Below are 12,055 nucleotides of genomic sequence, written 5' to 3'. Positions count from 1 at the left end.
TCTGCAAAAAAACAGAGTTTCCTTATGAGTGGTAAGCAATTAGTGTAAAGAACGCTGCCACTAGTTAAGCAGTCGAATCATAACTCGTCCTCTTCTGCATATATGTAGTGTAACGGGGCAAAAGCCGAAGTTTGGCCCAAATGATAAGGTTCCGCATTCGTGCGGACTGTACCGGGAGTGACGGGGATGAGGCGGAAGTGGTTGGTGCTAATGATGGCAGCGAGCTTGGCAGTTGGTTCTGGCGGAACATATGCCGGGATGAAATGGATGGAGTCACATGAAGGCGGATTTGCTGTCGATGTGGCAGGTGTCCTGAAAAAGGGAGACAAGCAGGCTGAAACGATGAATCTTAAAAAGGTCAGCCAGGCCTACGACTTGATTTACAGCGGGTATGTAGAGGAGGTTGACAAAGAGACACTGATTGAGGGAGCAATCGAGGGGATGCTTGCCAAGTTGGATGATCCTTATTCAGTTTATATGGATCAAGAGACTGCAAAGCAGTTTCATGAATCGCTGGACTCGTCATTCGAAGGGATAGGTGCTGAGGTCGGGATGGACGGCGGAAAAATTGTCATTGTGTCGCCGTTCAAGAATTCACCCGCTGAGAAGGCTGGCCTCAAGCCGAATGATGTGATCCGGAAGGTTGATGGAAAGAGTGTCGAAGGGCTTGATTTATATGAGGCAACCGTGAAGATTCGCGGCAAAAAAGGGACGATTGTGGAGCTCGAGATTGAACGGGCCGGCTTGAAGGAACCGATTAAGGTGAAGGTAAAACGCGACCAAATTCCAGTCGAAACTGTTTTTTCGGAAATCAAGGAAGTGAATGGGAAGCGGATCGGCTATATTGAGCTGACTTCATTCGCAGAAGAGACTGCCCCTGATTTCAAGAAGCAGCTGAAGGGTCTTGAGCGCTCGGAAGGCGGGATAGCCGGGCTTATCATTGATGTACGAGGAAATCCGGGGGGGCTTTTATCTAGTGTCGAGGAAATCCTCCGCGAGTTTGTGAGCGAAGATAAACCGTTTGTGATGATCGAACAGCGTGACGGCAAACGTGACAAGTACTTTTCAACTTTGAAGAAAGAAAAGGATTATCCAGTTGCGGTGCTCATTGACAAGGGCAGTGCCTCCGCTTCGGAAATCCTTGCCGGAGCTCTCGCCGAGGCCGAGGGGTACCCGCTTGTCGGTGAGAAGACGTTCGGGAAGGGGACTGTCCAGCAGGCAATGCCAATGGGCGATGGCAGCAACATCAAGCTGACACTGTTTAAATGGCTGACTCCAGACGGGAACTGGATCCACAAAAAAGGGATAAAGCCGACGGTGGAAGTCGCCCAGCCAGTAATATTTTCTACCCATCCGCTTCAAGTAGACGGGGCGCTTCAAGTTGACATGAACAATGAACAGGTAAAAACTGCCCAGATTATCCTTGAAGGGTTAGGTTATACACCAGGCCGGACAGACGGCTACTTTAGCGCCGGGACGGTTCGATCTGTGAAGGCATTCCAGCAGCAGGCTGGCCTCCAGCCAACTGGAAAAATTGATGCCAAGACTGCGGGGGCCCTAGAGAAAGCCATTCTAAAAGAGCGGAAAAAAGAGAAAAATGACCTGCAGCTGCGCACAGCGCTTACGCTGCTCGCGAAGTAATCGAGACAGGACTTGTTCCTGTCTATTTTTTGTTTTCGGAGTGTTAGCTGGTGGTGGTGGATGATCTAGTTAACGTATATATGCTCATATGTATGTGCAATAGCTCATTAAATTTAGTGGGTAGGGGTGGTACCATTTCAATAGTAACTACTTCTCAATTTATCAAGACTGTTTCTATTTTTATCGAGACTTTCTCTACGTTTATCAAGACTTTCTAGTTTTGTATGAGCACATTTTAGGTTTTATCAAGACTTGTTGTATGAGCGCGTCCTCCGCATTGGAAAGCTGAACAGAACACTTACTCGGAATCAGTCCTCTCCAATTACTATCCATGCCGCGAATCCTTCTTCAATGTTTATTAGCACCATTTCAATAGTAACCACTTCTCAATTTTATCGAGACTATTTCTGTTTTTATCGAGACTTTCTCTACGTTTATCAAGACTTTTTAGTATTGTATGAGCACATTTTTAGGTTTTATCAAGACTTGTTGTATTGGCGCGTCCACCACATTGGAAAACTGAACAGAACACTTACCTCGCATCAGTTCTCTCCGATTACTAATCCATGCCGCGAATCCTCCTTTAATATTTATGAGTACCATTTCGATAGTAACCACTTCTCAATTTTATCGAGACTATTTCTGTTTTTATCGAGACCTTTTCTACGTTTCTCAAGACTTTTTAGTAAGGTGCGAGTACGTTCTCGAGTTTCCGGTAAATGTCTATATGCTCAGATGTGGGTGAAAGACCCAGATGAGGCTTATAAAGTGAGGGTAGAATAGCTCATAAATCTGGTGGGTATAAACCTCCAAACCAGAAGCGTTGACAAACTTGTATATACAGGATATATTAATCATTGTAACTTGTATATACAGGATGAAAAGAAAAATGTAAGCGTTAAATTATAAAACTGTACGATACAAGGGGGACAACGGATAAAAAGAGCATGTTTACTTTTTTCTCTTTAGAGAAAAAGAAGGATGTGTTTAATCCCAATGGGACTTTAATTCCCAAAGAGCAAACGCTATCATCTTTATATTAGGAGGGGACAGTATGGATCTCAAAAAGTCAGCAGATGAGATCGTTGACGCAGTCGGCGGTAAAGACAATATTGCAGCCGCAACCCACTGTGTCACACGCCTGCGTTTTGCATTGAAGGACGAAGGCAAAGTAAATAAAGAACAACTTGAGAACATTGACGTGGTTAAAGGGTCGTTCTCCGCTAATGGCCAGTTCCAGGTTGTAATCGGCCAGGGAACTGTTGATAAAGTATACAATGAAATGACTGGCCAAACCGGGATTACTCAGGGAAGCAAGCAGGACATTAAGGACGCAGCTGAGTCCAACTTAAATCCGCTTCAGCGCGCAATCAAGACACTCGCTGACATCTTTATTCCGATCTTGCCAGCCATCGTAACTGCGGGTCTCTTGTTGGGTATCAACAATATCCTGACTGGTGCAGATATTTTCTACACAGGTAAATCAGTTGTCGAAGTTCACCCTGAATGGGCAGACTTTGCATCGATCATTAACTTGATTGCCGGGACAGCATTCGCCTTCCTTCCAGCCCTAGTTGGATGGTCCGCCGTCACAAAATTTGGCGGCAGCCCGCTGCTTGGTATTGTGCTCGGTCTTACGCTCGTCCACCCAGATCTTTTGAATGCCTGGGGCTGGGGAGCTGCACAGCAGGAAGGTGAGATTCCAGTATGGAATCTGTTCGGTTTGGAAATTCAGAAGGTGGGTTACCAGGGACAAGTATTGCCAGTCCTTGTTGCCGCCTATGTGTTGGCCAAGCTTGAAACATTCTTGCGCAATAAGATTCCGGATGCGTTCCACCTTCTGCTTGTAGCACCAATTGCGCTACTTGTTACTGGCTTCCTTTCTTTCATTGTCATTGGACCAGTTACATTTACAGTTGCTCAATGGATTACAAATTTGTTCACGGGCATTTTTGATTTCGCTCCAGCGATTGGCGGGCTTGTATATGGAGCACTGTATGGCCCACTTGTTATAACAGGTATGCATCATACGTTCCTGGCTGTGGACCTGCAGCTGATTGGCAGCACAGGTACAACATTCTTGTGGCCAATCCTGGTTATGTCCAATATTGCCCAGGGTTCTGCCGCACTTGCGATGATGCTACTCGTTACCGATAAAAAGGTAAAGAGTCTTGCTGGAACATCCGCAGTATCAGCATATCTTGGTATTACGGAGCCGGCAATGTTCGGGGTAAACCTCCGGTACCGCTTTGCATTTATTTCCGCGATGATCGGATCTGCAATTGCAGGTGCTTTCATCACAGTCAATAAAACACTCGCGCCATCAATCGGTGTCGGCGGCCTGCCAGGCTTCCTGTCCATCGTGCCGCAAAAATGGGTTCCATTCTTTATCGGGATGGCAATTTCCATCGTGGTTCCTTTCATTCTTACTTATCTATGGGGCAAAGGACGCGAGCGCCGCGGAGTGAAGGCATAACTAAATTTTAAAATTAGATACCATTGGCGAAGCTGCCAGTGGTATCTTTTCTAATCCGGGTGTGCCGAGTGCCATCCAACAAAAACCGGGGAGTGCAAACACACCCCAGAAAATGAGGTGCAAAACATGAACGAACCTTGGTGGAAACGCTCAGTCGTGTACCAAATCTATCCGAAAAGCTTTAAAGACTCTTCTGGAAAAGGCGTCGGTGACATTGTCGGGATCATCGACAAGCTTGACTATTTGAAACAGCTTGGGGTTGATGTCATCTGGCTGACCCCGATTTACAAATCGCCACAGAGGGACAATGGCTACGACATCAGTGACTATTTTGCCATTCACGAAGAATATGGCACAATGGAAGACTTTGACCGGCTCCTGGAAGAGGCCCATTCGCGCGGCATCAAAATCATCATGGATATCGTCGTGAACCACACGTCGACCGAACATCCATGGTTCCAGGAAGCGCGCAAGTCTAAAGACAACCCGTACCGCGACTTCTATATATGGAAAGACCCTGTAGATGGCGGCCCGCCAACGAATTGGGAATCCAAATTCGGCGGGAATGCCTGGCAGTATGATGAGCAGACCGGCCAGTACTACTTGCACTTGTTTGATGTAACCCAGGCTGATTTGAACTGGGAAAACGAAAAGGTGCGACGTGAAGTATATGAGATGATGACGTTCTGGTTGGAAAAGGGCGTAGACGGATTCCGGCTGGATGTCATTAACCTTATTTCCAAGGATCAAAGCTTCCCGAATGATGATATCGGCGACGGGCGCCGTTTTTACACAGATGGACCCCGCGTTCATGAGTATATGAAGGAAATGAACCGTGAAGTATTTTCGAAGTACGATAGCATGACCGTCGGTGAAATGTCTTCGACGTCGATTGACCACTGCATCCAATACAGCAACCCGGACAGCCGTGAACTGAGCATGACGTTCAACTTCCACCATCTGAAGGTCGATTACGAGGGTGGAGACAAGTGGACGCTTGCCGATTTTGATTTCATTGCCTTGAAACAAATTCTGTCAACCTGGCAATCCGAAATGAATAAGGGTGGCGGCTGGAACGCTTTATTCTGGTGCAACCATGACCAGCCTCGCGTTGTTTCCCGCTACGGGCACGACGGCGAATTCCGTGTTGAGTCAGCGAAAATGCTCGCGACAACGATTCATATGATGCAGGGAACGCCATACATTTACCAGGGTGAGGAAATCGGGATGACCAACCCGAAATTCGAAACGATTGAAGGCTATCGTGATGTTGAATCGCTCAACATGTACAACATCCTCCTTGAGCAGGGGAAGTCGAAAGAAGAAGTCATCGAAATTCTTAAAGCTAAGTCCCGTGACAACTCACGTACCCCTGTCCAGTGGGACGCGTCTGAAAACGCAGGTTTTACAACTGGCACGCCGTGGATTGATGTAGCCCGCAACTATAACGAAATCAACGTTGAACAGGCGCTCGCCGACTGTGACTCTGTGTTTTATCACTACCAGTCGCTGATTGCGCTGCGGAAAGGCTATGACATCATTACTCATGGAGACTATAAGCTACTGCTCGAAGAGGACCCGCAAATCTTTGCGTATGTTCGCAGGATGGGTGATGAAGCATTGCTTGTCGTTAATAATTTCTACGGCAAGGAAGGGAAGTTTAATTTGCCTGAGGATATTAGCTTTGCAGGGCAGGAATCACACGTACTGATTTCGAATTATAAGGATACACCGGCGGATTACCGCAGCTTTGACCTGCGTCCGTATGAATCTGTCGTCTTTCATATCCGCTAATCAGTGCTGCTAACAGGATCTAAAGTGAAACTTCAATCAGAGGGGGGCTTCATCCCCACTGATTGTGAGTTGAACCAATCGGGCAATTAGGAGCAGTTGCCTCTGAAAGAGGCTTACTGCTCCTTAATGCGGGATAAATGGTACAATAAGGGAGGCAGTGAATCAGCTGCCTCCTACATTATTATATGAACTGGGTGAGGGACATGGTCCAGAACAAGTATGACAGCATTTATCAGGATATTGCCGCCCAGATTGAATCCGGGGTGCTGAAGAAGAACACCAAGCTTCCGTCTGAAAATGAATTGGCTGACCAATATGGGACAAGCCGGGAAACGATTCGCAAAGCTCTCAACCTGCTATCACAGCACGGTTATATCCAGAAAATCAAAGCCAAAGGTTCGATTGTCCTGGATATTGGCCGCTTTGATTTCCCTGTTTCCGGGCTGACGAGCTTCAAGGAAGTGGCCGAAAAGGTTGGACAGCCGTTTTCGACAGAAGTACACGAACTTTATATCATGAAACCAGATTCGTTTTTGCAAAATGAACTGAAAATCCCAGCACGTGAGGAAATCTGGAAAGTCGTTAGGACCCGGGAAACGGGCGGGGAGCGAATTATTTTAGATAAGGACTTCTTTATTAAAAAGCATGTCCCCGGCCTGACAAAGGAAATTTGTGAAAACAGCATTTATGAATACATTGAAAATGGCCTGAAGCTGAAAATATCATTCGCGCGGAAGGAAATCACGGTCGAGGAATGCACGGATGAGGACCGTAAGTACCTTGATTTGAATGGGACGACTCATGTCGTAGTTGTCAGGAATCATGTTTTCCTCGATAACGCCGTCTTGATTGAGTACACTGAATCACGGCATCGACTCGATAAGTTCCGTTTTGTCGACTTTGCAAGGCGAAGTAAATAGTCTTTTGGAAATGGCCGTCCGTTTGGGCGGCTTTTGTTTTGAAAAGAAGTTTGGTTGTTTAAGTATGTTAAGACGACTGGGGATTATTAATTATAAGCTGGCGTTTTGTATAGTTAGTTTTCACTAATTGATATAGTATTACTGCCGTTAGTAACTAGTCTATGTACGGCAAGAATCATATGGATAGCAAGTTCATACTAATGGTTTGAAGGCTGTTAGAGGAAGGGTCTATGATTAGTATTCTCTATAATATTCACTAGTGACCTATTGGGGTTTAAAAAGAAAAGCACTAGTAAGGTAAGGAGTAGCAAAAATTAATACCGGTTCTATAACTAGTAAAAACACTAGTCAGGAGCCCCAATTTAACCCAGCCATGGTCGAATAGTGTATCAGGTCTGCACTAAGAGACTGAAACTTGGCTAGGGCTTATAAATTTAAACCCAGAACAAAAGTTTCGCCCTACAAAACATTTCCTGGATTCAAGAATCTTGCAATATGTTTTGGTCCTGCTTTTTGATAGAATAAGAATAAGCTAATTGGACGAATAGTTACTTACAAACAGGGCGGTGCAGAAAAATGATTGAGCAATGGGGTTTTGAGGTGATAAAGGGAATAGGGAGGATGTTTCTGCATCCTGTCTTCTACTATGTGTTTTTCCTGGCTGCTGTGCTCGGGGTGAGCCGGGTGAAGCGTGAGCGGAAGAATTTCCACATTCGTGCCCGCGATGCGTATTTCGAACTGCGCCAATTGGTGCCTGCAGGCCTTGCCGTGGGATTGGTGCTGTCGGTTGCGGCAATTGCGTCAGGCCTGGCGGTTCCGGTCGCGGCGCTTATCCTGATCGCTGGATTCACACTGCTGTTCAGCCTGACAGGAAATATGCGGCTTATCGGGCCCGCCTATACAATAGGGGCGGCTTTCTTTGCGCTTGCCATTCTTGGCGGGGTCAGCGTCAATTTCCCAGTTGTGCAGGCTGCGTTTGAAGCGGCCGGTGATAAATTATACCCATCCGTTGCCATCCTGCTCGCCCTGCTCGTGATTGCAGAAGGAGTACTGATTTTAAAAAGGGGAAGCTTCGCCACCTCACCGAAGCTCAAAACAAGCAAGCGCGGCCAGCGTGTTGGCGTTCATGAGGCAAGGAAGCTCTGGCTGGTTCCGGTATTCCTGCTCATTCCAGGAAGTGCGCTGAGCCTGCCGGTAGATTGGTGGCCGGTGTTCACGCTTGGTGCAGAAACGTACTCACTCTTCCTCGTTCCCTTCGCAGTCGGTATGCACCAGCAAGTCTTTGGCATGCATCCCGTCGAGGCAATCCAGTCACAAGGGAAAAAGGTTATTACGCTTGGTATGTTTGTCCTCGTTATTGCGGCTGCCGGCTATTGGTATCCAATCGCAGCAGTCGGAGCGTCGGCACTGGCCATCCTTGGACGTGAAGCCCTGGCCCTTTTCCAAAAGCTGAAGGAAGACGGAAGGCCATTCTATTTTTCCCGGAGAAATAATGGGTTGATGATCCTCGGCATCATTCCGGGTTCCCCGGCAGAAAAGATGGGATTAAAGGTCGGCGAATTAGTCAGCAAGGTGAATGGCATGCCGGTCCACGATGAACAGGAGTTTTATGAAGCCCTCCAACATAACCGTGCCCAGTGCCGTCTTGAAGTATTCGACACAAATAATCAGGTCCGCTTCGCACAGCGTGCCCTTTACGAAGGCGACCATCATGAACTCGGGATCCTGTTTGTCCATGACGAGAAAAAATGGGATGACAAAGCGGTATCAGTGTGATTTTTCATCATTAATCGGAATTTGTTCATCATTCATACTTGGTAGAAAACAAAAAGCGGCCATTAACATTAATGGCTGCTTTTTTTGCATTCCTATAATTCACCTTTTACCTAGACCGAAATATGTTTTGAGACTACGTGGTTACATAGGTAGACTAGCTATTGAAAACAAGTATGAGAAATTTATGTAACTCGTTCTTTAATCCCCTATTAATTCTCACGCCGTTTTTCTCCAAATTAGAAATTTCAATAAGATAAATGCACCTTAAACTGAACCCTCTGCACTTCTTTATTTTCTTCGGTTCGCCTTATGCCCTAAACCTCTAAATTGTTACTGCATCGTACCAGAGAGCCGTTGTATTTTTATACAGTGATGCCGAAATCTCCATGGCTTTCCGTTCTTATTTTAATTCTTTTTCCAGCTGTAGATAAGGTTCCCTACTGGAACTATGATGAACAAAAGTATTTAAAATTTTCCCAACCTTGCGTATGGACTAGGGGAATTAAAGACAATTTTACGACCTTGCCTATTATTTGGAAGATGCCTAGTATTATTTATTGAATCCTTGATAAATTCCAAATATTAAGTTTTATGTTGTTTTTTGTATATCTAATATGTATATGTCACAAATCGTTTTTGAAACAAGCATTAATTACTGAAGGAGGTGAAGTTTTAGATTGGTTTTTTAGTAACTTTTTTAAAAATAGGGAGGGGTTTAATTAATGAAAAGATCAGGTCTTCTGTCATTGCTAATTATTTTAAGCTTAGCATTATCTGCATGCAGTTCGAATGAAAAGTCGAAAGGGAGCGTTAAAGGAGAAATATCCGGTGAAATAACAGTTTGGGCGCATCCGTATACTGGAGGACCAGAACTGGAAGAAGCAATGTGGGATGAGATGATTGCTTCTTTTGAAGACAAATTTGACGTTAAGGTAAATTTTGAGACAATACCTTGGCCAAACCGTGATCAGAAAATACTTACAGCACTGGCAGCTAATAGTGGTCCAGATGTTTTTTATGCCATTCCTGATCAGATGCCGCAATATGCTGATGTAGGCATGTTATTAGAACTTGATCCGTATTTGAAAGACAACGATATGGATGATTTTGTTGATACTGCATTAATTGCAACTAAATGGAAAGATAAAACATATGGTCTTCCGATATTACAAGAAGCAACTACATTTTTTTATAATGTTGATGTGATAGAAGCAATCGGAGAGGATCCAAATAATCTTCCGAAAACATGGGAAGAATTCGAAAAATGGGCTGAAAAAGCGAAGTCCAAAGGGTTTTATGCAATGAGTTATCCAGGTGGCGGATCGATGAATCACACGTTATATCCATGGCTATGGCAGGCAGGCGGGGATGTTGTTAACGAGGATAATGAAGTTTTAATCAATAGCCCGGAAGGCTTACAGGCATTTGAATTTATAAATGACATGTATAAAAAAGGCTGGATTCCTGAGGATTCAGTTACTGCAACCGATCATAATGAATTATGGTTTGGCGGAAAAATGTTGGCCAGGATGGGTTCCGCCGATTTAATAGCTGAGTTGGAGAAGAATGAGGATTTTAATTTTGTCATTTCTTCACCTCTAAAAAATAAGGAACAAGTAGCTTATGGTACAACTGGAATGTTTGTCGTTCCTTCTAATAGTGATAATCCAGATGCAGCAGCTGAGTTTGTAAAAACAATAACAAATGCAGAGAATCAAAGAAAATTTAATAAGCTTACCAAGTTTATCCCTGCAAGAGAATCTTCGAGAGATATTTTTGCTGATGAAAAATATTTAAGTCAGATAGCTTCGAACACAGAACACGTTCGCCCAGGAGTAATCCATCCAAAAGGCCGGGCAATCATGCCAGTAATTCAGGCTAAAATCCAGGCAATGATGGCGGGAGATTTAACCCCGAAAGAAGCAATTCAAGCCACTGAAGAAGCGATTAAGGCTGAGCTTGCGAAGTAAAGTGAATAACTGCCTATTCAATATAACTAAACTAAAGTATGCGAGGGAATTTAGTTAAATAAGGTGGGAAACGCAATGTCTAAAATCACCATCCTTGGAGCAGGAAGCACAGCATTTGCAAAAAATATATTGGGAGATTGCATGACTGTGGAAGCGCTTCAAGGATTTGAATTAGCTTTATATGATATAAATCATGAAAGATTAAAAGAGTCTGAGGCAATGTTGACTAATTTAAAGAAAAATCTTCAATCAACTGTGAATATTGTTTCTTATACTGACCGTAAAGAGGCTTTAAAAAATGCAAAATATGTAATCAACACAATCCATGTTGGCGGGTATGACCCTAGTACAATAATAGATTTTAAGATACCTAAAAAATACAACCTCCGTCAAACCATTGCCGATACAGTTGGAATAGGCGGGATATTCCGTAGTTTGCGGACGATACCGGTCATGATGGACATTGCTCGAGATATGGAAGAGGTTTGTCCGGATGCATGGTTTTTAAATTATACTAATCCAATGGCGGTTTTGACTGGTACGATGTTACGGTATACAAATATTAAAACAGTCGGATTATGTCACAGTGTCCAGGTCTGTGCCAGCAGACTGCTAGAGTCTTTGGAAATGCCAACTGATAAAGTGCAGTGGAAGATTGCAGGGATTAATCATATGGCATGGTTGTTGGAGATTACCCGAAATGGAAAAGACTTGTACCCGGAAATCAAGAAAAGAGCAAAAGCAAAACAAGAGACGCAGCATAATGATATGGTTCGCTTTGAGCTAATGAATCATTTTGGTTATTATGTTACCGAATCCTCGGAGCATAATGCCGAATATCATCCGTACTTTATTAAAAGCAGGTACCCGGAGTTAATTAATCGTTTCAATATTCCATTGGATGAATATCCAAGAAGATGCGTCAATCAAATTGAAGGCTGGAAAAGCATGCGTAAAGACTTGGTGGATAATAAAAATTTATCGCATGAACGTACACATGAATATGGATCACGCATTATTGAGGCAATGGAAACAGATATACCTTTTAAATTTGGCGGTAATGTCTTAAATACAGGTGGTTTGATTAGCAACCTGCCAGAAAAGGCATGTGTGGAAGTTCCTTGTCTTGCTGATGCAAGCGGGATTGCCCCTACCTATATTGGAGAGCTTCCTGAACAATTAGCCGCTTTAAATCGAACAAATATTAATACGCAATTACTTACTGTTGAAGCAGCAATGACTAGAAAAAAAGAATATATTTATCAGGCTGCCATGCTGGATCCGCATACGGCAGCAGAACTATCGCTTGATGATATTGTTTCATTATGTAACGACCTTATTGAAGCCCATGGTGATTGGTTACCAGTGTTTAATTAATTCTGTCCGTATACTAGCAGGCAGATCCTAATATGCCAGTTCAATGTGTGTTCTCTTATCATTAATCGAAAGAAGAAAGATTAATAAACAAATTGTAAGCG

General features: G+C 44.1%; 7 protein-coding genes. All 7 read left to right on the top strand.

The window, feature by feature from the left end; genetic code table 11:
* The first annotated feature begins 186 nt into the window (after nucleotides 1-186).
* The 7 genes from A8F94_RS11740 to A8F94_RS11710 all read left to right on the top strand — a co-directional run bounded on the left by A8F94_RS11740 (nucleotide 187) and on the right by A8F94_RS11710 (nucleotide 11,954).
* A complete protein-coding gene (locus A8F94_RS11740) occupies nucleotides 187-1,641 on the top strand; it encodes a S41 family peptidase (protein WP_066200099.1) in 1,455 nt (484 codons plus the stop codon).
* Between the two features lie 1,054 nt (nucleotides 1,642-2,695).
* On the top strand, nucleotides 2,696-4,117 hold the full coding sequence (treP, locus tag A8F94_RS11735; RefSeq protein WP_066200096.1) for a PTS system trehalose-specific EIIBC component: 1,422 nt from the start codon (nucleotides 2,696-2,698) through the stop codon (nucleotides 4,115-4,117).
* 126 nt (nucleotides 4,118-4,243) lie between these two features.
* On the top strand, nucleotides 4,244-5,911 hold the full coding sequence (gene treC / locus A8F94_RS11730) for an alpha,alpha-phosphotrehalase (RefSeq protein WP_066200092.1): 1,668 nt from the start codon (nucleotides 4,244-4,246) through the stop codon (nucleotides 5,909-5,911).
* Between the two features lie 203 nt (nucleotides 5,912-6,114).
* Nucleotides 6,115-6,831 carry a trehalose operon repressor gene (treR, locus tag A8F94_RS11725; RefSeq protein ID WP_066200521.1) on the top strand — a complete coding sequence of 239 codons (717 nt, stop codon included), beginning with the start codon at nucleotides 6,115-6,117 and terminating at the stop codon, nucleotides 6,829-6,831.
* 576 nt (nucleotides 6,832-7,407) lie between these two features.
* Nucleotides 7,408-8,607, top strand: a complete 1,200-nt coding sequence (locus A8F94_RS11720; protein ID WP_066200089.1) for a PDZ domain-containing protein — start codon at nucleotides 7,408-7,410, stop codon at nucleotides 8,605-8,607.
* Nucleotides 8,608-9,329: 722 nt separating this feature from the next.
* Nucleotides 9,330-10,577 carry a sugar ABC transporter substrate-binding protein gene (locus tag A8F94_RS11715; protein WP_066200086.1) on the top strand — a complete coding sequence of 416 codons (1,248 nt, stop codon included), beginning with the start codon at nucleotides 9,330-9,332 and terminating at the stop codon, nucleotides 10,575-10,577.
* 75 nt (nucleotides 10,578-10,652) lie between these two features.
* Entirely contained in the window at nucleotides 10,653-11,954 is a 1,302-nt protein-coding gene (locus A8F94_RS11710) for an alpha-glucosidase/alpha-galactosidase (protein ID WP_066200083.1), read from the top strand.
* Nucleotides 11,955-12,055 lie beyond the last annotated feature (101 nt).

The sequence above is a fragment of the Bacillus sp. FJAT-27225 genome (assembly GCF_001685025.1).
In the GTDB taxonomy this organism is placed as follows: Bacteria; Bacillota; Bacilli; order Bacillales; family Cytobacillaceae; genus Bacillus_D.
This window is presented reverse-complemented; position numbering and strand designations above follow the sequence as displayed.

Excerpts from the sequence above, each read along its gene's own strand:
- A8F94_RS11740 (WP_066200099.1), top strand. The coding sequence starts at position 187 with ATGAGGCGGAAGTGGTTGGTGCTAATGATGGCAGCGAGCTTGGCAGTT.
- treP (WP_066200096.1), top strand. The coding sequence starts at position 2,696 with ATGGATCTCAAAAAGTCAGCAGATGAGATCGTTGACGCAGTCGGCGGT.
- treC (WP_066200092.1), top strand. The coding sequence starts at position 4,244 with ATGAACGAACCTTGGTGGAAACGCTCAGTCGTGTACCAAATCTATCCG.
- treR (WP_066200521.1), top strand. The coding sequence starts at position 6,115 with ATGGTCCAGAACAAGTATGACAGCATTTATCAGGATATTGCCGCCCAG.
- A8F94_RS11720 (WP_066200089.1), top strand. The coding sequence starts at position 7,408 with ATGATTGAGCAATGGGGTTTTGAGGTGATAAAGGGAATAGGGAGGATG.
- A8F94_RS11715 (WP_066200086.1), top strand. The coding sequence starts at position 9,330 with ATGAAAAGATCAGGTCTTCTGTCATTGCTAATTATTTTAAGCTTAGCA.
- A8F94_RS11710 (WP_066200083.1), top strand. The coding sequence starts at position 10,653 with ATGTCTAAAATCACCATCCTTGGAGCAGGAAGCACAGCATTTGCAAAA.